Origin of the sequence: Burkholderia sp. Bp9012 (genome assembly GCF_003853825.1) — a bacterium.
In the GTDB taxonomy this organism is placed as follows: Bacteria; Pseudomonadota; Gammaproteobacteria; order Burkholderiales; family Burkholderiaceae; genus Burkholderia; species Burkholderia diffusa.
On record NZ_QTQA01000010.1, the window covers coordinates 111,701 to 135,239 of the forward strand.

General features: G+C 64.8%; 23 protein-coding genes. 12 read left to right on the forward strand and 11 right to left on the reverse strand.

All coding sequences use genetic code 11. The features are described 5' to 3' along the window. Positions 1-11: 11 nt before the first annotated feature. Entirely contained in the window at positions 12-539 is a 528-nt protein-coding gene (locus DIE11_RS15735) for a hypothetical protein (RefSeq protein WP_260437124.1), read from the reverse strand. 297 nt (positions 540-836) lie between these two features. Here DIE11_RS15735 and DIE11_RS15740 point away from each other — a divergent pair, with 297 nt between their 5' ends. Further along, on the forward strand, positions 837-1,256 hold the full coding sequence (locus tag DIE11_RS15740) for a hypothetical protein (RefSeq protein ID WP_124625357.1): 420 nt from the start codon (positions 837-839) through the stop codon (positions 1,254-1,256). A 304-nt stretch (positions 1,257-1,560) separates the two neighbouring features. Further along, positions 1,561-2,775 carry a polyhydroxyalkanoate depolymerase gene (phaZ, locus tag DIE11_RS15750; RefSeq protein ID WP_124625606.1) on the forward strand — a complete coding sequence of 405 codons (1,215 nt, stop codon included), beginning with the start codon at positions 1,561-1,563 and terminating at the stop codon, positions 2,773-2,775. 63 nt (positions 2,776-2,838) lie between these two features. Here the strand turns inward: phaZ and DIE11_RS36340 are convergent, their stop codons facing one another. The 3 genes from DIE11_RS36340 to DIE11_RS15765 form a co-directional block, all read right to left on the reverse strand. After that, on the reverse strand, positions 2,839-3,006 hold the full coding sequence (locus DIE11_RS36340; protein ID WP_185633768.1) for a hypothetical protein: 168 nt from the start codon (positions 3,004-3,006) through the stop codon (positions 2,839-2,841). Between the two features lie 283 nt (positions 3,007-3,289). Further along, complete coding sequence (ppsA, locus tag DIE11_RS15760; protein WP_124625360.1) at positions 3,290-5,701, reverse strand: phosphoenolpyruvate synthase; 2,412 nt, start codon at positions 5,699-5,701, stop codon at positions 3,290-3,292. A gap of 342 nt (positions 5,702-6,043) precedes the next feature. After that, the gene (locus tag DIE11_RS15765) at positions 6,044-6,817 is read right to left on the reverse strand and encodes a class I SAM-dependent methyltransferase (protein ID WP_124625362.1); all 774 of its coding nucleotides are present in this window, start codon (positions 6,815-6,817) and stop codon (positions 6,044-6,046) included. Between the two features lie 579 nt (positions 6,818-7,396). On the opposite strand from DIE11_RS15765, the gene DIE11_RS15770 reads away from it, so the two are divergent. After that, positions 7,397-7,717 carry a hypothetical protein gene (locus DIE11_RS15770; protein ID WP_124625365.1) on the forward strand — a complete coding sequence of 107 codons (321 nt, stop codon included), beginning with the start codon at positions 7,397-7,399 and terminating at the stop codon, positions 7,715-7,717. Between the two features lie 530 nt (positions 7,718-8,247). Beyond that, positions 8,248-10,437, forward strand: a complete 2,190-nt coding sequence (locus tag DIE11_RS15775; RefSeq protein ID WP_124625608.1) for an ATP-binding protein — start codon at positions 8,248-8,250, stop codon at positions 10,435-10,437. A 64-nt stretch (positions 10,438-10,501) separates the two neighbouring features. Here DIE11_RS15775 and DIE11_RS15780 read toward each other — a convergent pair whose 3' ends face one another. Next, the gene (locus DIE11_RS15780) at positions 10,502-11,212 is read right to left on the reverse strand and encodes an MgtC/SapB family protein (RefSeq protein ID WP_124625368.1); all 711 of its coding nucleotides are present in this window, start codon (positions 11,210-11,212) and stop codon (positions 10,502-10,504) included. Positions 11,213-11,616: 404 nt separating this feature from the next. Here DIE11_RS15780 and DIE11_RS15785 point away from each other — a divergent pair, with 404 nt between their 5' ends. Next, positions 11,617-11,901, forward strand: a complete 285-nt coding sequence (locus DIE11_RS15785) for a helix-turn-helix transcriptional regulator (protein WP_059602554.1) — start codon at positions 11,617-11,619, stop codon at positions 11,899-11,901. Then, on the forward strand, positions 11,891-13,195 hold the full coding sequence (locus DIE11_RS15790; RefSeq protein ID WP_124625371.1) for a HipA domain-containing protein: 1,305 nt from the start codon (positions 11,891-11,893) through the stop codon (positions 13,193-13,195). Before DIE11_RS15785 ends, DIE11_RS15790 begins: the two co-directional genes overlap by 11 nt. Before the next feature lie 322 nt (positions 13,196-13,517). On the opposite strand, the gene DIE11_RS15795 is transcribed toward DIE11_RS15790, so the two are convergent. From DIE11_RS15795 to DIE11_RS15810, 4 genes are all read right to left on the reverse strand, one after another. Then, complete coding sequence (locus DIE11_RS15795; RefSeq protein WP_124625374.1) at positions 13,518-13,940, reverse strand: ACT domain-containing protein; 423 nt, start codon at positions 13,938-13,940, stop codon at positions 13,518-13,520. Between the two features lie 96 nt (positions 13,941-14,036). Continuing rightward, a complete protein-coding gene (locus DIE11_RS36890) occupies positions 14,037-14,516 on the reverse strand; it encodes a hypothetical protein (protein ID WP_260437125.1) in 480 nt (159 codons plus the stop codon). A gap of 173 nt (positions 14,517-14,689) precedes the next feature. Beyond that, entirely contained in the window at positions 14,690-14,911 is a 222-nt protein-coding gene (locus DIE11_RS15805; protein ID WP_082728952.1) for a hypothetical protein, read from the reverse strand. A 289-nt stretch (positions 14,912-15,200) separates the two neighbouring features. Next, a complete protein-coding gene (locus DIE11_RS15810; protein ID WP_059602527.1) occupies positions 15,201-15,647 on the reverse strand; it encodes a hypothetical protein in 447 nt (148 codons plus the stop codon). Between the two features lie 206 nt (positions 15,648-15,853). Between DIE11_RS15810 and DIE11_RS15815 the strand changes: the two genes are divergently transcribed. Together DIE11_RS15815 and DIE11_RS15820 are read left to right on the forward strand one after the other, a co-directional pair. Then, positions 15,854-16,204: an alkylphosphonate utilization protein gene (locus DIE11_RS15815; protein ID WP_124625612.1), complete on the forward strand. Its 351-nt coding sequence runs from the start codon at positions 15,854-15,856 to the stop codon at positions 16,202-16,204. Between the two features lie 95 nt (positions 16,205-16,299). Then, positions 16,300-17,136, forward strand: a complete 837-nt coding sequence (locus DIE11_RS15820; RefSeq protein WP_124625377.1) for a spermidine synthase — start codon at positions 16,300-16,302, stop codon at positions 17,134-17,136. A gap of 13 nt (positions 17,137-17,149) precedes the next feature. Here the strand turns inward: DIE11_RS15820 and DIE11_RS15825 are convergent, their stop codons facing one another. Both DIE11_RS15825 and DIE11_RS15830 read right to left on the reverse strand, forming a co-directional pair. After that, the gene (locus tag DIE11_RS15825; protein WP_069228003.1) at positions 17,150-17,347 is read right to left on the reverse strand and encodes a ribbon-helix-helix protein, CopG family; all 198 of its coding nucleotides are present in this window, start codon (positions 17,345-17,347) and stop codon (positions 17,150-17,152) included. 109 nt (positions 17,348-17,456) lie between these two features. Then, entirely contained in the window at positions 17,457-18,224 is a 768-nt protein-coding gene (locus DIE11_RS15830) for a YoaK family protein (RefSeq protein ID WP_124625614.1), read from the reverse strand. A gap of 247 nt (positions 18,225-18,471) precedes the next feature. On the opposite strand from DIE11_RS15830, the gene hyfB reads away from it, so the two are divergent. The 4 genes from hyfB to DIE11_RS15850 are packed head-to-tail and all read left to right on the forward strand — an operon-like array spanning position 18,472 to position 23,538. After that, positions 18,472-20,478, forward strand: coding sequence for a hydrogenase 4 subunit B (gene hyfB, locus DIE11_RS15835; protein WP_124625380.1), 2,007 nt, complete (start codon positions 18,472-18,474; stop codon positions 20,476-20,478). Continuing rightward, positions 20,472-21,422 (forward strand): respiratory chain complex I subunit 1 family protein, encoded by a 951-nt coding sequence (locus tag DIE11_RS15840; protein WP_124625383.1) that lies wholly within the window; start codon positions 20,472-20,474, stop codon positions 21,420-21,422. The genes hyfB and DIE11_RS15840 overlap by 7 nt, the downstream gene beginning before the upstream one ends. Next, a complete protein-coding gene (locus DIE11_RS15845; RefSeq protein ID WP_059602509.1) occupies positions 21,423-22,082 on the forward strand; it encodes a hypothetical protein in 660 nt (219 codons plus the stop codon). After that, entirely contained in the window at positions 22,075-23,538 is a 1,464-nt protein-coding gene (locus DIE11_RS15850; RefSeq protein WP_124625385.1) for a hydrogenase 4 subunit F, read from the forward strand. Before DIE11_RS15845 ends, DIE11_RS15850 begins: the two co-directional genes overlap by 8 nt. Position 23,539 lies beyond the last annotated feature (1 nt).

Sequence of the window (23,539 nt, forward strand, 5' to 3'; positions counted from 1 at the left end):
ATTGATACAGGTCAGCGCGCGGCGTGGAGCGCGATCCCAGCCGATGTTTCCGCCGCGATCGCGCGAAATGCAGTCGTGACGTCGACGTTGCGCCCTTGCCTGGTGCGATCGCTTCTGGCGAGTCGCAACACCATTTGGCGCCCGTCGGCCGACAGGCAGGCGGGCGCCTCGGCAAGCGATGCTGCATCCAGTCGAACGAGACCGCGATCGACGAGGCAGCGCAGGTCGACGGGGTCGCCCTGCTGGCGGCGCGGCTCGCTGGCGAGCACCATCAGGATCGCGATTTCGTGCGGACTCAGCAGCCGGTCGCCATCGGCGTCGATCCGGTGATGCTGGTGAGGCGTAGCAGCCGACACGCTCGGTGCCGATGCTTCGGAACGGGAAATGATCTGGCGATTCAACGTGTTCGTAATCAAGGCGGGCATGATGGTGTCCGTATCATGAACGTGAAGACGCAGACGGCACGGCACATGTAGAGGTCGACATGCAAGGACATCAATATTCGCTCCTGCCGGGCAATCGTTCTTGATGCAGGTCATCCGGCAGACGCGAACGATCGAAACGTTCCCCGATTCGTCTGATGCAAGCCCATCGAAACACCGATGCGCACGCCTCGCGGGACAGCCCCGGATTGCTTGCCCGGTCTTCGCGTCGAACTTCCCGTCGCCTGGTGCGGCGTGAAATCCCGCTCTGGCAATACGCGCGCTGCTGAGGCCACCGTCGCCGAACGGTCCTGACTGCTGTGATTGACCGCCATCAACGTTCTCGCGCGACGTCGCTCATAGATTTAAAGGAAACACGCGGAGCAATCCGTTCCGCCAATCCGGACGCCACCCATGCCAAACGAAGCCGAAGCTCGCCGCGCCTTGCTCGTGCACCTGGGCAGCATCCTGCGAACGCTCAGTTGCGTGCTCGAATACGAACCGGATGACAGGACGCTAGATTCGCTGCTGGCCGCGCAGCCGATGCTCGCGGACATTCCACTGCTGAATCAGGTGTTCGCGCACATGACCGTGCGTGAATTCACGCGCGCGGTCCTCCACGCATACTGTCTGTGGCCGCAGTTGTTGCTCGACGAACCGCTCGATCGCGATGCCCTCGCGGAGCCCGTATGCGCGTGGCTGTTCTCCGACAACCCGGGAGGCTGGGCACGGTATGTCGCCTCGCTCGGTGCCGAGATTCCGTGGTTCGGGCAAGGCATGGGGCCGTCATCGTCGTCCGCGAGGCGACCGGCTCGCAAATCGCCGGTCGTGTGATCGACCGTCACGCATCGGGCGACGCGCGCGTCGTCCGCGCCGTCACGTTGCCCGCTACGCGCTCATGTGCCGTTCGCGGTCGGCAAGCCGCCGCGCGACCGCCGCCGTCGTTTCACTGCGCGAGTAGAAGACGACGAGTATGCGTCGAGACGTGTCCATGTTCCACTCCGTGCTTCCGTCCGGGATCCGTACACCAGCTCATGCACCGGCGATCGGGGCGACGCTGATGCAAGTCAACCCGTCGCTGCACGATCCGGCGACAGTAGGCTTGTCCGAATTTCACGCGACTTCCCGCCCATGCGCCATGTGGTATGACCTGATCGAACAGCAACGGCAATGGTTGCGAACGTGGGACACGGCGGCGCGGTTCACATGCGGCCTTTGGCCCGATGCCGCGTCGTCGTACTACACCGACCTGTTCGAACCCCTGCTCGACCTGCAGCCCGACGCGCCACGGTTCGCCATCGAGTCGATCGACGTGGGCGGCCGTCGCATCGACCTCGACGAAACGATCGTCGCGCACACTCCGTTTTGCACGCTGCGCCGCTTCTCGCACGCGGGTGCGCAACGCGTGATCCTGCTCTGCGTGCCGCTGGCCGGCCATGTGGCCGTGATGATGCGGGAGACGGTCGAGACCCTGCTGGCCGACGGCGACGTCTGCATCACCGACTGGATCGATGCGCGCGATGTGCCGCGCGACGCGGGCCGATTCGGCCTCGACGAATACGTGTCGATGCTCGACGGTTTCATCGATACCCTGCTTGCGGACGCGCGCCCGGTGCACGTCGTCGCGGTCTGTCAGGCGACGTTTCCGTCGCTTGGCGCCATTGCGCTGCGCGCACAACGCGGTGCCGCGCTGCCGGCGAGCCTGACGTTGATCGGTGGCCCCCTCGATGCCCGCATCAATCCGAGTGCGCTCGGGATCGCGGCCCGCTCGCATTCGCTCGACTGGTGTCGCGCCACGCTGATCGAGACGGTGCCGCACGGCTTCGCCGGATACGGACGACAGGTATTTCCGGCCTATCTGCAGCGTGCCGAGATCGCGCTCGCCTATCCGCAACACTACGTGGCGCTGGTCGATCGCTATCGACGAGCGGTGTCGAGCGGCGACGCCAACGCACTCGCAACCGCACGCCGCGCGCTGCGGGAATACCTGACGCTCCTCGACATGCCCGCCGAGTACTTCCTCGATACGGTCGACATCGTTTTCCAGCGGGCATGTCTGGCAAACCGGACTTGGCACGTTCACGGCCAGCGGGTCGATCCCGCCGCGCTGCGCTCGATCGCGTTGATGACCGTTGAAGGCAAATGCGATGCCGTCACCGGTGCCGGCCAGACCCATGCCGCGCTGGCCATGTGCAGCGGTCTTGCAGCGAATGCGCGGCAACGCGTCGACATCGACGACTGCGACCACTACGGACTCTTTACCGGCGATCATTGGCTCACCGACGTGCATCCTGTACTGCAGGCGGCATTCGCTCGCTCGGAAGATGGCCGACCGCGCACGGGCATGGCTTGACCCTGCGTTCATTCCGATCCGGGACGGTCGTGTGCGCGCCGCCACGCTCGGGAATCGGTCGGTTCAGCCGAATCCTCCCGCGCGTCGGTTCTGCTGACCTTCCAGGACGTCACGCGGCACAATGCGACCGAGCGGGAATGGCGTGAATCGCGACACGCGCTGCGCGAACTGGCGCGCACATTGCAGCGTACCCGCGAGGCCGAACGAACCCGTCTCGCTTCCGAGCTTCACGAAGTGCTCGCGCAGGATTTGTTCTCGCGATATGGCGTGAAGATTGGACCGGCGTGGACGCCGCGGCAGCCTCCGTTCTTTATCGGATCGCACGAGAAGCGCTCGAGAAGCGCTCGAGTACGCGAGGCTGCGCGTGCCGGTTGCGCGCATTTCCGTGCATTTGCTGAAATCCGGCGGCTTCGTCAGATGAACGACGCGTTCGTCAGCGGCGAACGCTCGTCGGCGCTCTTTTCGATACGCGAGCGGGTCGCGACAATTGGCGGCAACGCCGACTGGATGTGGCTCATTCCGGCGACGCACGCTCACCGGGCGCAGCGCTTTCCGCGACGGCCACGCGCCGCTTGACCGCGATGAAGCTGTCGGGGCTGACGGAAACCGAGTCGATGCCGCACGCCACGAGAAAATCGACGAATGCCGGATGATCGCTCGGCGCCTGGCCGCACAAGCCGACCTTCGCCCCCGCGTTGCGGGCGGACTCGATCACGCGGGCGATCATCCACTTCACGGCTTCGTTCTGTTCGTCGAACAACCCGGCCAATTCCGCCGAGTCGCGGTCTACGCCGAGCGTCAGTTGGGTCAGATCGTTGCTTCCGATCGAGAAGCCGTCGAAGCGCTGCGCAAACTGGCTCGCCAGGATGACGTTCGACGGGATTTCGCACATCACATAGATCTGCAATCCGTCTTCGCCGCGCTTCAGGCCGTTGGCGGCCAGGACCTCGAGCACGCGGTCCGCCTCGTCGAGCGTCCGGCAGAACGGGATCATCACGACCACGTTCCTGAATCCCATGCCGTTTCGCAGCCGCGCGATGGCCCGGCATTCGAGCGCGAATCCGTCACGGTAGCGCGGCGAATAGTAGCGTGACGCGCCGCGAAATCCGAGCATCGGATTTTCTTCCAGCGGTTCGAACTGCGCGCCGCCGACCAGATGCGCGTACTCATTCGTCTTGAAGTCGCTCATGCGGACGATCACCGGCGCGGGATGACAGACCGCCGCGATACGTGCGAGGCCGTGCGCCAGCCGGTCGACGAAATAGTTCGACGGGTCGTCGTACCCCGACGTCAGGGCGGCGATCTCGCGCTTCGCATGCGCGTCCGTCAGCGCGTCGTAGTGGGCCAGCGCCATCGGGTGGACCTTGATATGGTTGCTGATCACGAACTCCATGCGCGCAAGCCCGATTCCATCGGCGGGCAGTCGCCACCACCTGAACGCCGCGGCCGGATTCGCGAGATTCAGCATGACCTGCGTACGGGTGGCCGGCAGGTCGGTCAGGTCGATCGCGTCCACGTGGTATTGCGCGATGCCCTCGTACACGAACCCGGCCTCGCCCTCCGCGCACGATACCGTCACTTCCTGCTGATCGTGCAGCATGCGGGTCGCGTTGCCGGTGCCGACGATGGCCGGCAACCCCAGCTCGCGGCTCACGATCGCGGCATGCGACGTGCGGCCGCCATGATCGGTGACGATCGCCGCGGCGCGGCGCATCACCGGCAGCCAGTCGGGATCGGTCGTGTGCGTCACCAGTACCGCGCCGTCGACGAATCGCCCCATGTCGTGCGGACTTTCGATCACGCACACGCTGCCGGCCGCAATCGCCTCGCCGACACTGACGCCGGTGAGCAGCTTGCGGCCGGTCTGACCAAGTCGGTAGGTCTTGATGGCGCTGGATTCGCGCCGGGACTGCACCGTTTCGGGACGTGCCTGCACGACGAACAGTTCTCCGCTTACGCCGTCCTTTGCCCATTCGATATCCATCGGCTGGCCATAGTGCGCCTCGATGGCGCAGGCCCATTTCGCAAGCGCCAGGATGTCGCTGTCCGCCAGCACGAAGGTGGCACGCTCGGCTTTCGAGGTCGGCACGTTGCGGGTCGGTGCATTCTCGTCGCGCGCATAGATCAGCTTGCATGCCTTGCCGCCGAGCGTCTTGCCGATGACCGGTGTGCACGCCGGATCGCCGAGCAAGGGCTTGAACACCTCGTATTCGTCGGGGTCCACGGTGCCCTGCACGACATTCTCGCCAAGCCCCCATGCCGCGCTGATCAGCACCACCTTGTCGAATCCTGTTTCCGTGTCGAGCGAAAACATCACGCCGGCCGCGCCGAGGTCCGAACGCACCATCCGCTGCACGCCGATCGACAGCGCGACGCGCAAGTGATCGAAGCCCTTTTCTTCGCGGTAGGAGATCGCGCGGTCGGTGAACAGCGACGCATAGCACCGGCGGCACGCCGCGAGCAGCGCATGCTCACCGCGCACGTTCAGATAGGTTTCCTGCTGGCCCGCGAAGCTCGCGTCGGGAAGATCCTCGGCGGTCGCGCTCGAGCGCACGGCGACATCGACGTCGTCTCCGCCGGCCTGCCGGCACAGTTGCCGATACGCGTCCCGGATCGCGTCGGCGATGTCGTCGGGCCAGTCTCCGCGGAGGATCGCCTGCCGGATCGACGCACCGGCCTCGGCGAGCGCCATCTTGCGTGCGCCGAATGCCTCGAGCGTGCTGCCGATGGCTTGCCTCAATCCGTTTGCGTCGATGAATTGCCAGTAAGCGTCCGCTGTCGACGCGAACCCGGGTGGCACGCTCACGCCCTGTGCGGACAGGTTGCCGATCAATTCGCCCAGCGACGCATTCTTGCCGCCGACGCGCGCCACGTCGCCGCGCCGCAGGTCGTCGAACCAGACGACGTGTGCATTCCCGTGATCCATGACGAGCCCTCCGATGGCCGCGGCCGAGCCGCGAGCGACAAGCGCGGGCCGGCATTGGCCGGCGCTGTCGGCCGAACACGTTCATCCTGATCCGACGCTTCGGCGTCTCACGTGACCTGCATCAAGAACGGCGGCCGACGCGCGAACGGCGCTGCCTCGCGCGAGGCTTCATCTCCGTGGCCGGGCGGCATCGACGGTGAAAGCCGCGAATGAGGCCGATCTCACGCCTGCGGGGCGACATGCGTCGGTGTGGATGTCCGGCTCGGGATGATGGATCGCCTCCTGAACAATGGCGTCTCGGATTCCTGGCAGCCGATGTCGCGGCTGACTGAGCGCCCCATTTCACTGAAAGAACTTCGAAAGCCACCCCGGTGCCGCCGCACGATCGAAAACCACGTGCAATTCCGGGCTGAACGAGCCGAATTCGAGCCCATGCTGCGTCGCCAGCAGCGTCAGCGCCTGGCTCGTATAAAACGAAATATGCCCGTTGCGCGGCACGCAGTACCACCATTGCTCGATCCCACGCGCAAGGATCTCCGGCGTGATCAGGGACGTCTGAAACAACAGTGCGCCGGCGGGCCCCCTGTACCGGATGATGTCGGCGAACAGGCTGCGGGGATCCGGATGATGCTCGAAGACTTCGAACGACAGGATCGCATCGAATTGCCCCTGCGGCGCGACGGGATGGCTGAACGGATCGTACGAGGTCACATCCGCGAACCCGCGCGTGGACAACTTCTTTTCCAGCAGCCCGAGCCCCGAGCCGAAATCGAGAATGCGGTTCTCCCGCATCGACGGAAAGCTCGTGCAGATCAGGTCGGCATGCTGCTGCGGACGATGCTCGAGATACTCCGGATCGTGGCGCGCGTAGTCGTCGTTGTACACGTGACGCGCGAAATCATCGTGCGTCCAGTGGTCGAAGGCCGGCGTGCAGGTGAACCCGCATTGCCTGCACGCGTAGTAGTAGATCGGCACGCCGACGAACGGATCGACTTTTTTCCCGGCGATCATGTCCGCGCCGCAACGCGAGAAATCGACCACGCCGCAGATGTCCGCGTCGGCACCGCACACCTTGCAGGCGATCGTCGCCGGATGATTGGTCAGATGTTCGATCATGTTGCAGTCCCCTGGTTGGTTTCAAGTGCACGCGCCACTGCTCGATCACGTCGTCCCGGCGCCAAGGCTCCGTGCGCCGGAACATCAAGGCCGCCGGATACCACCGCGAATCGTCCCGATCCGCGAACCAGCGCCAGCAGCCGTCGAATCGCGACAGGATCCATGCCGACTCGTTCAGCGCACCGGCCGGGAAATTGATCGGCAATGCTTTGCGACTGCACGCGCGCTGTCGAATCGCGTTCAGATCGGGTTTTCGGGCCTGAGCGCTGTGCGGTCGAATCCTTGTCGTTCGCTGATCGCTGCCGCTCAGGCCGCCCGACGCGCGTCGCCGGCGTACCGCGCCGCACCGCGCACGAAGCGCGCAAAACCCGACTTGTACCACGGCGCGATCGTCCCGTGCGGCGCACGATACCCGGTTTCCATCGAACATTTGTTAAATAGCTTGAATAGCCGACAACCGGTCGACAATTTGCCTTAACATCCGGCCACACGATCGACCATGGCCTCCGACAAGGACCGCGGTCGCCCTTTCAGCCGCTCGCAAACGGGTGCGGCTTTCATTCGAACGGACAGACGACCATGCTCCAATCACCGGGAGACTCCTTCGTCGGCGGATCGCTGCTCGGCCTGTGCGTCGAGGTGCCGCTCGCCGTGCTCGTTTCGCTGATGATGCATGGCGTCGACTGGAACGGGCCGCGCATCGCGATGCTCGTCGCGACACCCGTGTTGATCGCATGCACCGTGCTGCTGACCCGTCCGGTGGCATTCAGTACGGTATGGAAGCACAAGCGCTCGCCGTTCGAGCTGGACGACAATGTGCGCGCATCCATCTACGGCCGGCTGACCGGCATCGCGCTCGGCCTGGTGTTCGGCATCATGGTCGCGACGACGTTTTCCTGATGACAGGCGTTCGCGCGTAGCACATCGGCCTCGCGCAGCACGGCACCCCGTTGCATAAGAAGATCCCTCCCCCCGTGACCCGGCTCGCGTCCATCGGACGATTCCATCGATCGATATGACCGCGAGCACCGGTCGCCGCGCGTCGCACGGGCTGTGCGTAAAGTTCTGAGCATTCGCCGTCGGGCGCCGGGATTGCGCCGCGCCACCCGACGCGCCGCAGGTTCGTCCGGTCTTGCCACTGACCGGCGACCACTCCGGCTCGGGACGGACCGGCGAGCCGCCTCTACCGCGCCACTCTGATCGCGCATCCGTCCTGCGATCCGCGGCAGAATTTACAAACGCAGCGTCACCCGGCACCGCCCGCGCATGCCGGGCTCATGCCGCACGGCCCTCGGGCCTGGGCGCGCGCGCGGCACGCGGCTTGCTCGTGTCGGCGCGGATATGGCTGCGGCACGGAATCGCCGGCCGCCAACGGCATTGTCTGGTCGTGAGCGATGAAAACTGCATCTCCCCTGCTGGAATCGGCACCGATGCGGGCCGATCACTTCGTCCAGTTCTACGAGTCCGATGCGCAGCTCGTGTCGGAAGTCGCACTGTTCGCGGCCGATGCGCTGCGCGCGGGCGGCAGCGCGATCGTGATCGCGCGACCCGACTGCCTCGCGGCGGTGCACGAACGCCTGCGCACGCTCAGCGCACCGATCGGCCACGCGGCCCGCGAGCGCATCTTCATGTCGAGCGCGCAAACGCTGCTCGACAGCTTCATGGACGGCGACCTCCCTGACCCCGCGCGCTTTCGCCGCTCGATCGGCACGATCGTCGAAGCGGCGGTCCGCGCCGGCCGACCCGTGCATGTGTTCGGCGAAATGGTCGCGCTGCTGTGCGCGCAGGAGCGGTACGCCGGTGCGCTGCGGCTCGAAGCGCTATGGAACGAGCTGATCGAGCAACATCGCTTCTCGCTTTACTGCGGCTATCCGGGCGACGTGTTTCCAAGCGCCGAGCAATCGGAGACGTTCCGCCATGTGTGCGCGCTGCATCGCCGCATCCTGCCCGACGCATCGCTGCGCAACGACGAAAACGAGCTGCACCTGACGCTGGCGCTGTCGCAGCAGCGCTCGCGCGCGCTGAGCGACGAGATCCGCCGTCGCGAGGACGCCGAGCAGCAACGCAATGGCGTCCTGATGCACGCGCCGTTGCCGATCGCGCTGCTGTCGGGCGCCGCACACCGGATCGTGCTCGCGAATCACCGTTTCTCGGAGCTGTGCGGCCGGACCGACATCGTCGACCAGCGGCTGACGTCGGTGCTACCCGGCGGCGATACGCCGGCGATCGTGCGCGCGCTGGAAACCGCCCGCACGCTGGGCCGCTCGACGACGATCAGCGAGCACCGCGACCGGCCCGAGCCGGACGACGCCCGCGTGTACCGGCTGCACTTCAATCCGCAGCCGCTCGCGGACGGGCTCGGCGTGATCGTCAGCGCGGTCGAGGTGACCGAGCACGTCGCCGCGCGCGAGAAGCTCGTCGCCGCGAATGCCGAGCGCGACCGGCTGCTCGGCGAACTTCGTGACGCGAATCAGGCGAAGGATCAGTTTCTCGCGGTGCTCGGCCATGAGCTGCGTAATCCGCTGACGCCGATCTCGCTCGCGCTGGAGCTGATCCGCCATCGCGACGGCCAGGCGACGCCGAACGAGATCGCGATCATCCAGCGGCAGCTCGATCACATGGTCCGGCTGATCGACGATCTGCTCGACGTGTCGCGCATCACGCGCGGCAAGATCACGCTGAAGAAGGAACCCGTGCAGCTCGCGGACATCGTCGACCGCGCGGTCGAGGTCGCGAGTCCGCTGTTCGAGCAGCGCCGTCACCGCCTGCATGTCGACACCGATCCGGACGCGCGCTGCCACGGCGACTCGGTGCGGCTGTCGCAGGTCGTCGCGAACCTGCTGACCAACGCGGCGAAATACACGCTGCCGGGCGGCGACATCACGGTGCGCGCGGCCCGCGGCGCCGACGGCACCGCGCTCGTCGAGGTAAGCGACAACGGCGCCGGCATTCCGCGCGACCGCCTCGACAGCATCTTCGAGCCGTTCTACCGGCTCGACGGCGACGCGAAGCAGGCGCACGGCGGCCTCGGTATCGGCCTCGCGCTCGTGCGCAGTCTCGTCACCCTGCACGGCGGCACGGTGCGCGCGGACAGCGCCGGACCCGGCTGCGGCAGCACGTTTACGATCTCACTGCCCGAGTACCGGCCGAAAGCCGTGGCAATGGCCGCGCCGCAGCCGCCGCACGGCATCCGCGACATGGCGCCGGGCCGCACCGGCCGGCGCGTGATGCTGGTCGACGACAACGAGGATGCCGCGTCGACACTCGCGCAATGGCTGCGCGAGGCCGGTCACGAAGTCGCCGTCGTGCACGACCCGGTGACCGCGCTGGCCGCGTACCGCGCTTACCGTCCCGACGTCGCGATCCTCGACATCGGGCTGCCGGTGATGGACGGCTATGAACTGCTGAGGCGGCTGAAGGCGATCAACGAAGTCACGCCGTGCATCTTTCTCGCGCTGACCGGCTATGGCCGCAACGCGGATCGCGAACGCTGTCTCTCGACCGGGTTTCTGGAGCATTTCGTGAAACCGGTCGACCCGGCCGCACTTCATCTCGCGATGAGCCCGCCCAACCCGAACGGCGATTCGCACGACGGCGCCGGAGCGGAAGCCGGACGCTGAACGGGGCACGGGGCACGGGGCACGGGGCACGCAACCAACCTACGCTCGGAAAGCGTCGTGCGGCTCAGTTCTCCGCGGAATAACGGATCGACGTCAGGCCAGCCAATTCGGCGATCCGGATCAGTTGAGGCAGCATCGCATCGGCATTGGCCGGTTCGCGCCACGCTACGAACAGTTCCTCTTCGCGCGCCGCACGCGCGGCCGTTTCGCGAAAACCGCGCGTGCGGCACGCGAAGCCAGCGTCGCGCAGCCCGGTCGTCAGACGCTCGCGCGCCGGCGAGCCGAATTCGTACTCGATCGTGATCAGTGCCGTCCTGACGCTCCGCACGCGCTGCTCGACCAGCCGCAGCGGCCACACGACGAGGAGTCCGAGCACGAGCCCGAGCGCGCCGAGCGACAACTGGCCGCCGCCGATGCACAGACCGACCACGGTCACGAACCACAGCGTCGCGGCTGTCGTCACGCCGGATACGAGGCCGTCGCGATGCAGGATCGCGCCGCCGCCGATAAAGCCCATCCCGGTCAGGATGCCGAGCGGCAGGCGCATCAGGTCGAGCACTGAGAACGCGCCCTGCGGCTTGCCGGCCTGCAGCAGCAACGCATTGACCTGAAGCATCGACAGGCACGCGGCAAGGCAAACGAGGATCGTCGTGCGCAGCCCGGCCGTCTTGCCGGATTCGCTGCGATCGAGACCGATCAGCCCGCCCGCGACCAGCGCGAGGGCGATCCTGACGAGGACCGCATCCCACTGAAGTACGACCGGCATCGGCTCCATGCGCGCCTCCCTCCCAATCCGTCATGTGTGACACGTCGCGGTGCGGCCGCGGGCGGCGCTTGCGGGGCGCAAGGTCCGGGCCCGACCTGTTTGTGGAATGACGGACGCGCGCCGCGCGGGCCGTCGACGACGACGTTGGCCCACTGGCCGTGATCGCCGCCGGCGGATAACCGTCGGCGCCATGCGTCCTCGCCGGCCTGGCCGGCTCGACACTTTTTCGTATTCGATTGGATACGAAGGCGGTTTCAACATACAGCTCTACGAGCTTTTGTTCCCGTTCGGGTACGAAACGATGTTCCGAGTCCTTTTACTGGACTTTCGTTCCTGTACGGATACGAAATGATGCCCGGGCCGCCGAGTTGTGCAATACTGTTCCCGATCAGATACGAAGTACGGAGAACGTCATGTCGGAGTCCCAGTCCGTCGACACGATCGGCGCGCTCGCCCACCTCATCCGCGCGGCGCGGCTCCAGCAGGGGTTCACGCGCGACGAACTCGCGAACGCGACCGGGCTGTCGCCGAAATTCATCAGCCAGGTGGAAGCCGGCAAGCCGACCGCGCAAATCGGCAAGGTCATGATGCTGCTCGGCGAGCTGGGCGTGCGCCTGTACGCCGAGTCGTCGGTCGAGATTTCGGAAGCCACCGCGCTGAAGGCCGCGCAACGCCGCAGGAGCAGCCATGGCGGCTAGAACGCTGATCGCCTCCGCCAACGGCGAGCGCATGGGCACGCTGACCGACGACAAAGGCATCTGGTCGTTCGCGTACGACCCGCAATGGCTCGCGTCCCCGACCGCCTACCCGCTGTCGCCGGCGTTCGCGCTGCGCGCCGGCACCTTCACCGATACGTCGACCGATCGCCCGGTCCAGTGGTTCTTCGACAACCTGCTGCCGGAGGAAGGCATGCGCACGTCGCTCGCGCGCGAGGCGAAGGTCGATGCCGCCGACGCGTGGGGCCTGCTCGCGTACTTCGGGCGCGAATCGGCCGGCGCGCTGACGCTGCTGGCCGACGGCGAACAGGAAGCGCCCGGCAGCCTGCAGCCACTGCCGCTCGACGAGCTCGAACGCCGGATCCAGGCAATGCCCGAGCGCGCGCTGACGGCGACCGCACCCAAGCGCATGTCGGCGGCCGGCGCGCAGCAGAAGCTGCTGGTGGTGCTGCGCGGCAACGCATCCGACTACACGCTGTACGAGCCGGTCGGCAGCGAGCCGTCGATGCACCTGCTCAAGCCGGACATGCGCGCGGCCGGCTACCCGCACTCGGCGATCAACGAATTCTTCTGCATGAAGCTCGCGAAGCGGATGGGGCTCGACGTGCCCGACGTGCACTTCCTGCGCGCGCCATCCGCGTGCTACGTGATCGACCGGTTCGACCGCGACGTCGCGTCGGCGCCGGCCGGGCGCGTGCATACGATCGACGCGATGCAGCTGCTCAACTACGACCGCGGCTTCAAGTACCAGCGCGCGAATGCGCAGGAGCTTGCCCGCGCGATCGACCGCACCAGCACGCGCGCGCTGGCACGCCTGTCGGTATTCCGCTGGACCGTGTTCAACGTGGTGGTCGGCAATGCCGACGCGCACCTGAAGAACCTGTCGTTCTTCGTCGACGCGCGCGGTTACCGGCTTGCGCCGTTCTATGACATCGTCAGCACGGTCGTGTATCACACGCCGACGCACCGGCCCGACCATCGTGGCGATCATTGGCCGCACTGCGAACTGACGATGCCGCTCGGCACCGCGACGCGATTTGTCGATATCGATGTGGATGCGCTGATCGCGTTCGGACAGGCAATCGGGCTCAGGGACAAGGCGGCGGAGAGCGAGCTGCGGCGCTTTCTCGAACCGCTCGATCGCCACGTGGCGCAGACGCTCGATGACGTGCGGGCAATCGCGCGCCCGGACGCCGGAGAGACGCGGTTGCTGAATTCGATCGCGGCGATGCCGATCGCCGAGATGGGGCGCGCGCTTCGGCGGACGCGCGATTGAGCAGGGATGCGCGGGCGGCGTCCTGCCCTGCATCATGCTCCGATCTCGTCCGGGACTTCGACGCGCGCGCGTCACGCACCTAAATACCGCAGCGCCGCCCCTTCCGACCGAACATGCCAGGCGGCGAGTTCAACAGCGACATTCATTCGCATCGACGTTGTCGGGATAAGTATTCTTATCACAACGCGTCTATTTTTCATCCAAACTCAACTGTGAACGATTACCGTCGAGCTATTCAATCCACCTGCCGTCGCACCGTACTTGCCGCACATGGCACGACGAAGCGCGAAGGCACGCAAAGACACGGGACAACAACGGCTGGTCAAGCCCTTTGCAAAATGTCCATCGCCCTATCGGCGTCGGCCTGCGAGTCGAGCGCGAGATAAGCAATGAACTGCGAGCCGAGCACGGCAGCGGATACGCCGCGGAGATTGATCCCGCCGTCCGACAGCTGCTGGGTCAGCTCTGCGATGATCCCCGCTTGATCCAGTCCCATCACACGGATGGAGTACAGGCCCGAGGTGGCAATGAATCCCGCCTGCGTGGCTGCACGGATCTCCTTGTCTCCCTGTAGCGGCGCGACAAACACGACCCCCTTGCCTGGTGCTTCCGGCGTGCGTCGGGCGACAACGAATTGCAAATCAGCGCCAGCATCCCGCAACGCGTTCAACACATGCGCAAGACCGCCCGGCTTGTCCTCGATGGTGGCCGCCCAAACGTCGACACGTTCGACGAATAGTTGCATGGCACCTCCAGAAAATCGGACCTCGATGAAGACAATCTATGTCGCGCATGAGCGGCAAGCAAGTCCGTTTACACGAGGGGCGGCATGCAGGTTTTCCTAGGAATCCAATGTTTTCTTCGACTGGGGGCGCAGCCCGAGCATGACCGCCTGCCGATGCCGCCATTGAAGCAGTTCGTCGCGGAACTCATCGGATGATTTCCCGGACGTTACCCGCAATGTTCCGGATTGAAAGGTTCTCGCGGCGAGCCAGAACGGTCGGCCATCCGGCAGTTCGTCGATCACGGTAATAGGCAACTGATACGTTCGATGCAGATACGACAGGAAGGCGAGACCATAGCCGCGGCGTCTCATCGACGCGAGAATTTCCAGTCGATGGACGAATACCCGATCGATTCGAGGTGCCAGACTGTACATCGCCGTGCCGACGGTACCGCCGGACGCCTCCAGGATCGCGACTTCCCAGCCCGAATACGGAGCCCCGTCAATGCCGAGATCGATCGGCCTGGATTGAAAACGAACCACGGGAAGCCGGCGAAATTTGCGCCGAGCAAAAAGGGATCGCAGGAAGGAAAGCACGCTCAGCCCTTTGTCATGTCCGCAGCGATACGTTTCTTCATCTTCGTGCGCGACAGCAATCCGCAGTCGCGTACTTCCGCGTTGGCGCCTTTCATATCAGACGCAACCGCCCACAACATGAACGATGTTTGAATCAACGCGACCGTGCGATTCCTGAGCGACGTCGATAAGAACTACTTCCGATTTTTCAGGAATGTCTGCCCGGCTGCCGTAATCGAAACGCTTCCGCGACCGTTCGTCGGATAGCGCACGAATCCAGCGCCGATGAGCTCTCGGGTAATGGACCAGCCAAGCGCGGGCGTGTCGCGACCATAACGAATATCGGCAAGGCGCTCGAGCGCCCAGATCGCGGATGTCGAAAGAGTCGGAACCGTCGAAGTTTCCTTATCGCTCATGGCGTCTCCAAAGATTTGATCATGGTCAAGGGTGATGTATGTCTGGAACTCGAATGGCAAGGCACGCCCTCAGGCGTGCCCGTCGCAACTGACGCCGACCTCGATGCGTACTGAGACATGCCACGACCGCCACAGTCCAGTGAGACGAGGTGCTCGGTTTCCGCGACGAACGTCTTGCGGCGCCCCCGACCGAGGAAGCCGCACGCATGAAGGGAGATCGACAAGTGGCACGCAAAATAGACGACGGTTTCCATGTTCTTCGCGCGTGCCGTGCGACAGGCCCTGGTATTCAGTGGGACGGGGCGACCTGGCAGGCCATCAGAAACGCATGCAACTCGATTTCCCATGCCGCGTCGCGCACGTCCGTTTCGAAACCGGCGAGACGCTTCATCTCGCTGCTCAGATACACGGCATTGAGCAATCGAGGAGGCACGCCCAGCGCAAAACAGCAGCCATCTGCATCGAGAAGCAGACTCGGGTGGTGCCGGAACCGCGCACTGGCCACTGAGATCGGATCCATCACGTGCCGAGCCGATTCCCTGGGATAAACGAAGGCCAGATGGATACCGGCGGCCGCGAGCCGTTCAGCCGCCTCATGGAAGCGGTGGACCATCTGGAAGCCTCGCTCGCCACCACGTCCGACGCCCACAACGATAAGCCCCCGGCTTCCCGCGACCTCCGACAGGAATACGGACCGCCGATCGGGCAGCAGTAGCATCCCATCCAGATCGAACATGTCGACTACCTCCGCGAATCCGCCCCCAACTCCGGCGATCGGCGGCAAGATTCGATTATAAGACAGCAATAAGCAAATGTGTATGGCATTATAATGCAGTGTGCATTTTTTACGCTGAGCGAGCCGACGGCACGATGGCAACCTCGGTGATGAAAGTGAACGCCCGTTTTCCCCTGACGGCCCGAATCTGCCAAATGAAAGTCGCAATGAACCCTGCCGCGGCCTGCCCGCAGCGCGCGATGCAGGACACAGACCCGGACGGCGCGCTAACCCTGTGCGTGGACTACGGTCACGAATGGGCGGCCGGCGCCGGCACCGGCACCGAATCCACTGACGAATCGGTCGAGCTGGCGGTCAAGGACATGAACGCCATCGTGCCGTCGGACGGCGATTCGGTCGTGCTGATCAAGGACTTGCGCGTGCAGGGTTCGTCGATCACGCTGGAGATGGGTATTGAGGACAAGGGCATCCGTCTCGTCGGCGGAGATCGCGAAGTCGATTGCAAGACCGACATGGGCGGCTTCATGCTCAACGCGTGCTTTCACAAGAAAATGTGACGTCGTGCGCCCACCGACGGCGAACCCGCTTGTCGTTGCTGTTCGCTGCAGGCGCCCCCCCCCACCTACAACTTGACTACCCGGATCGATCGAGCATGGAGCATGACCGCACATCCTACGATGCGTTCGTCGAATTTCTGTCGACCCCGCTGCATGACGGACGGCCGTACGTTCTGGAGACGCAGCACGCAATCTCGCTGCACTTCGATCACCAGGCTACCCAAAGCTTCATGTCGCTGCGCACGCCCGACAAACTGGCGCTCGGCTATACGCGAACCATGATGGGTTGTCTGCTGCTGCACCCGGCCACCGGACATATGTGCATGATCGGGCTCGGGGGCGGCTCCTTGGCAAAGTACTGCTATCGGCATCTGCCCTGCGTGACCATCGACGCGGTCGAAATCAATCCGGAAGTGATCGCACTACGCGACGTGTTCAGGATTCCGGCAGACGACGCTCGATTCAAGGTGATCTGTGCAGATGGCGCGGAGTACGTGACACGGGAGGATGTCCACACCGACGTGATCCTGCTGGATGCCTTCGTCGCGGACGGCATGCCGAGCCGGTGTGCGGATATCGCGTTCTTTACCGGCTGTCGCGAGCGATTGAGCGATTCCGGAGTGCTCGCGATCAATCTGGCGGACGACGACCCGTCGCTGCCCGCTCACATCGAGCGCCTGGGCTCCGTGTTCGGCCCTTCGTATGCGGTTGTCCGATGCGACGACGACAGCAATTTCGTCGCCTTCGCCTGGAAAGGGTCGCTTCGTTTGCCATCGAGGCAAGTTCTGTTCGAACGCGCGCTCTCGTTCGCGTTTGCCGGCGAACTCAAGCTGTCGTCAACCGCTCGGCGCATGAAAGAGGGAGAACGCCTCGATCCAAAGCGGTTGACCTGGCATGCGCAGGGGCATGCACACTGGGAAATCGACGCCTAGACGGCTTGCGAGCTCAGCCCGCGCTTCGCTTCACCCGCTTGCCGAGCGCGCTCTTCGTCCTGTAGCTCACGCCGTGTTGCTCGAGATACTCGCGGATCAACTGCCGCACGACTTGCGACGGCGTCAGGTCCTGCTCCGCGCAGAGCATGTCGAACGCTTCTTTCTTGGCGGGATCGATCAGGATGGTCAAGCGTGCGGTTTTCGTTTCCATTGCAGGATAGAGTCGGCAAATATGCTAATCGAATTATAATGCACCGGCCCTTGCCTACAGCACCGGAGAACATGCGGCACACGCGTGTTGATCCGGCTCGGCGACCGGCTCACGACCTGCGGTCAAGTCGATAGAGATATTCAAGCACGTCGTCGACAACGGGCACGATCGCCAGCGTGACGAGCGCTGCGGCAAGCGGCACGGTCGACACGTAGCCGACATGCTTGAAGCCGATTGCGCCGGCCAGCCCGCCGACAAAAAACGACGCCAGCATCGTTCCGTGAATCCTGAGCTTCGCGCGGTTTGCGATCACCGCATGCGCGTGCATGTCTGCATTCGAGCGATTCCAGTAAAAGAGTTTGCCGAGCTCGATGCCGAGGTCCGTCACGATGCCCGTCATGTGCGTCGTACGGATTTCCGCCCCCGACAGCTTTGTGATCATCGCGTTTTGCAGCCCCATGATGAAGCACAGCAAGATGACCGTGACCGGCATGAAGAACGCTTCCCACAGCGCGAGATGGCTGCCGAGCAGCCCGAACAGGAGCAGCAGCGCGGCTTCCACCAGCAACGGCAGTACATACTGACTCTGCAGGCCGCGGCGGCGCCCCCAGTTGACGAGCACCGCCGAGCAGCCGGCGCCAACCAGAAACGACACGAGCGAACCAACCCCGGCCAGCACGAGCCGGATGTCGCCAAGCGCCGTCTGATCCGCAATCGCCGACACGATCCCGCTCATGTGGGACGTGTATTGCTTGACCGCGAGGAAACCGCCGGCATTGGTTGCTCCGGCAACAAAGGCAAGCGAAAACCCGAGCTGGCGGTTCGCGGCCGCGCTACGGTGTTTTCCCGTCAGGCCTCGGAAGTACTGCGCAGGCATAGGATCTTCCCTCATTCGCCCGGATCGGGGGGACAACGACGCCCTGGGCGGAACCCGGAGCGCCGCGACAAACCGCCACGCGCGCCCGTTCCATCCGAGGATTCATGAGACTTTAATGATAACGACATTATCATACCTTGTTATCGGGATTGGCCTTTCGGTGTCATAATGCGGGCAGGAATACGTCGCGGGAGATGCGGCCATTCCAACCACGTCGTCCAACCCGAGCGTACTGGAGACATTCCGGATGGCACCCATGCCGGTCGTCCATTTCGTCCTGCTGGCCGTGGCCGCGTGGCTCGCGGTCGGCACGCTGGGGCTCGGGGCGCTGCGTCGCACGCGACTGGTGGCCCACGGCCTCTTTCCGCTCGGCGCGTTGGTCGGACTGCTCGTCGGCGCGGCGGGCCTCGCCGGCATCTTTGCCGAACCGTCTGTGGCTGTGCTGCCGATCGGGCTTCCCGGCCTGCCCTTTCATCTGCGTCTCGATCGCTTGTCCGGCTATTTCCTGTTCGTGCTCGGCCTCGTCAGCACGGGGATCGGCGCCTTTTCAGCCGGCTATTTCCGCAAGGGTGAAGGATCCGCGCCCGGGTTGATCTGCTTCGAATACCACGTCTGCGTCGCAAGCATCGCACTGGTGTTGATCGCAGACGACGCATACGTTTTCATGGTCGCCTGGGAGACGCTGACGCTATCCGCGACGTTTCTCGTGATGACCAACCACCGGATCGGCGAGATCCGCCGGGCGGGATATCTCTATTTTCTGATCTCGCACGTCGGCGCGCTCGCGCTGCTGCTCTGCTTCGGCATTCTGCAGGCGCGCACCGGCGACTACACCTTCGCCAACCTGCGCGCGCAGTCGCTGGATACCTTGTCCGCGTCGTTCGCCTTCCTGTTCGCACTTGTCGGGTTCGGCGCGAAGGCAGGGATCTTCCCGCTGCACGTGTGGCTGCCGGAGGCCCATCCCGCGGCACCGTCGCCGGTTTCGGCGCTCCTCAGCGGATTCGTGCTGAAAGTCGGCCTGTATGGCCTGCTGCGCACCCTGTTCGACCTGTTGCACGTGCAGATCGCATGGTGGGGCGTGCTGCTCCTCGTGCTGGGCATCAGCACCGCGTTGCTGGGGGTGGTGTTCAGCACCATCCAGACCGACATGAAGCGCCTGCTCGCCTATTCGTCGATCGACAACGTCGGCCTGATGATCGTCGCGCTCGGTCTTGCCGTGCTGTTTCGTGCATACGGGATGCCGAGCCTGTCCGCGCTCGCACTGACCGCGATGCTCTACCAGATCGTCGCGCATGCCGCATTCAAGAGCTTGCTGTTCCTGGGTACGGGCGCCGTCCTCCACGCCACCGGCGAGCGCAACCTCGGCAAGCTCGGCGGACTGATTCGCTTCATGCCCTGGACCGCATGGGCGGTGCTCGCGGGTGTCGCGGCAAGCGCGGGCTTGCCGCCGCTCAGCGGTTTCGCGGCCGAATGGCTGTTGCTGCAGAGTTTCCTGTTCGCGCCAGGCTTGCCGGATTCGGTGCTCGCCATGACGGTGCCGATCGCCGCCGCGCTGATCGCCATGTCGGCCGCGCTGGCCGGCTACACGATGGTCAAGTTCTTCGGCATCGTGTTCCTCGGGCAACCGAGAGAAGCGAAGCTGAACCGCGCCCGCGATGCGAACACGTGGGAACGGCTCGCATTCTGCTGGTTCGCGACCGCCAGCGTGCTGCTCGGGCTGATGCCAGCGCAGTTCGTCAAGCTGCTGGATCGCGTCACGCACACGCTGGTCGGCGCCGGCGTCGGCGCGGAAAATCACGGCTGGCTGCTGTTCGCGCCCGTGTCGGCCGCTCGCGCGAGCTACATGCCGGCGGCTTTCATGTTGTTCTTCATCGCATGCTGCGGACTCGCGTGGGTGCTGGTGCGGCGTTTTTATCACGGCCGGCTGCGACGCGCGGCGCCGTGGGGCTGCGGCTTCCCGTTCACGACCGCGCGAATGCAGGATACGGCGGAAGGATTCGGGCAGCCGATCCGCGAAATCTTCGCCCCGCTGCTGCACATCGAACGGCAATTGCCATCGCCATTCGACGCACAGCCGGCCTACCGGGTGTCGGTGACCGATCGCACCTGGTCCGCGCTCTACTTGCGCATCGCGGCACTGACGCAACGCACCGCCGACTTGGTGGGCCGCCTGCAGACGGGCAAGATCGCGGTTTATCTGACATACAGTTTCGTCGTGCTGATCGTGCTTCTGATGCTGGTGAGACGATGGTAACCCTGTCCGGCGTCATCTCGCAGACTCTCGAAATCGTGATAGCGATCGCGGCCGCGCCGTTGCTCACGGGCTGGGTCAACCAATGCCGCGCCTGGCTTCAGAACCGGCGTGCGCCGTCCATCTGGCAACCGTACCGGATGCTCCACAAGCTGTTCAACAAGGAATCGGTCATCGCGCACGGCGCAAGCGCCGTGTTCCGCGGCGCGCCCTATGTCGTCTGGGCCGCCATGACGCTCGCGTGCGCGATCGTGCCAACCCTGTCGACGGAGTTGCCGCTCTCGCCCGCCGCCGATGCAATCGCGCTCGTCGGCCTGTTTGCGCTCGCGCGCGTCACGCTGTCGCTCGCGGCGATGGACGTCGGCACGGCGTTCGGCACGCTCGGCGCGCGCCGCGAAATGCTGATCGGCTTCCTCGCGGAGCCGGCACTGCTGATGGTGCTCCTGTCGGCCTCGCTGATTACGCAGTCGACGCTGCTGACGAGCATCGTCTCGACACTCGGCCGCGGCGAGCTCACGATCTATCCGAGCCTGGCGTTCGCCGGCATCGCGTTCACGCTGGTCGCGCTGGCCGAAAATGCGCGACTGCCGGTCGACAATCCGACCACTCACCTCGAGCTCACGATGATCCACGAGGCGCTGATCCTTGAATATTCGGGACGGCACCTTGCCTTGATGGAGTGGGCGGCAAGCCTCAAGCTGTTCGCGTATTCGTGCATCGGTCTCGCGTTGTTCGTGCCGTGGGGCATCGCGAATGCGGGCGATCCGGTTGCGCTGCTGCTGGCCGTGCCAGTGCTCTTCGTCAAACTGGCGGCAGGCGGCGTCACGCTCGCCGTGGTCGAAACGGCCAACGCGAAGATGCGCATCTTCCGGGTACCGGAATTCCTGGCGACCGCCTTCCTGCTGGCCGTGATCGGCATGCTCGTCCATCTGCTGCTGGGAGCATGAATGCACGCCTACGCGACACAACTGATCAATTTCCTCGCGGCCGTGCTGCTGATGCTGTCGTTCGCGATGCTGAGCCAGCGCAGGATCCTGTCCCTGATCCATCTCTATACGCTGCAGGGTGTCGCGCTCGTGTCGGCGAACCTGATCCTCGGCTTCGTCACGGACGACGTGCACCTCTACGTGTCGGCCGGACTGACGCTCGTGCTGAAGGTCGGCGTGATCCCGTGGTTCCTGTATCGGCTCGTTCGCAGGCTCGACGTCAAGACCGACGTCGAGCCGCTCATCAATATCCCGACCACGCTGCTGATCGGCATCGTGCTCGTCATCATCGCGTTCAATGTCGCGGCGCCGATCAGCCAGCTCGCGACATCGGTCGCACGCGGCACGCTCGGCATTGCGCTCGCATGCGTGCTGCTGTCGTTCATGGCGATGATCACGCGCGCGAAGGCCATTCCTCAGGTGATCGGCTTCCTGTCGATGGAAAACGGGCTGTTCTTCGCGGCGGCTGCCGCGACCAACGGCATGCCGATGATCGTCGAGCTCGGCATCGGGCTCGACGTGCTGATCGGCATCCTGATCCTGGGCATCTTCATGTTCCAGATTCGCGAGCAGTTCGACAGCCTGGACATCCATCACCTCGAGAAACTCAAAGATGAATGACGCCCACGTCGTGCTCGCCGTGCTCGGCCTGCCGCTCGCGGGAGCAGCGTGCCTTGCCTGCGTGCGGCCGAGCCGGGTCGCGCGCCATCTGAACATCGGCTTCAGCTTCCTGACGTTCGCAGCAACGCTGGTGCTTGCCGCGCGCACCGTCGAGCACGGTCCGTCGTTCGCATTCGGGCGCGCGTTTTTCGTCGATCCGTTCAATGTCTATCTCGTGGCCCTCACGGCGTTCGTCGGCTGGACGACATCGCTGTTTTCCCGGCCCTACATGCAGATCGAGGAAACCCGCGGCAGGATGACCGCCGCGCGCATGCGGCTCTATCACAGCATGTATCAGCTCTTCATGTTCGCGATGCTGCTCGCGCTGCTGACCGACAACGTCGGCGTGCTGTGGGTCGCGATGGAAGCCGCAACGCTCGCCACCGTGTTGCTCGTCAGTGTCTACCGCACCGCCGCGAGCCTCGAAGCCGCATGGAAATACTTCATCCTGTGCGGCGTCGGCATCGCCCAGGCGCTGTTCGGCACGATCCTGCTGTATCTTGCCGCGAGCCGGCAACTGACCGACGGCGACGCGCTGCTGTGGACGAGCCTGGCCGCGATCAGGACGCAGCTCGATCCGACGATCATGTCGATCGCCTTCGTGTTTCTGCTGGTCGGCTACGGCACCAAGGTCGGCCTCGTGCCGATGCATAGCTGGCTGCCGGACGCGCACGCCGAAGGTCCGACGCCGATTTCGGCGGTGCTGTCAGGCCTGCTGCTGAATGTCGCGCTGTATGCGGTGCTGCGCTGCAAGGTGCTGGCCGACGGCGCGCTCGGCAACGGCCTGCCGGGGCGGTTGCTGGTCGGGTTCGGGCTCGTGTCGGTCCTGATCGCGTCGTTCTCGCTGTTCCGGCAGAAGGACGTGAAGCGCCTGTTCTCGTACTCGTCGATCGAGCATATGGGCTTGATGACGTTCGCGTTCGGGCTCGGCGGCCCGATCGCGACGTTCGCCGGGTTACTGCACATGACGGTCCATTCCCTCGTCAAGTCGGCGATCTTCTTCGCGGTCGGTCATGCCGCGCAAAAGGCCGGCACGCAGGCGATCGACGGCATTCGCGGGCTGCTTCAGGTCAGCCCGGCGGTCGGCTGGGCATTGATGCTTGGCGCGCTTGCCATTCTCGGGCTACCGCCGTTCGGCGTGTTCGCAAGCGAATTCCTGATCCTGACGACGGCGATGAACGCGCTCCCGTGGACCGCGCCGTTGCTGCTGCTCGGGCTCGCCGTCGCGTTCGCGGCGATCTTCGCGCGCGTGCAGCGGATGGTGTTCGGCGAAACGACGACGGCGACGCCGCTCGAACACCGGCCGGCGCTGCTGCCGGTGTTCGTGCATCTGGGGCTCGGCCTGATGCTGGGTCTGTACGTGCCGCCCTACCTGGCGATGTGGTACCGTCAGGCGGCAACGATGCTGGCAGGATAAG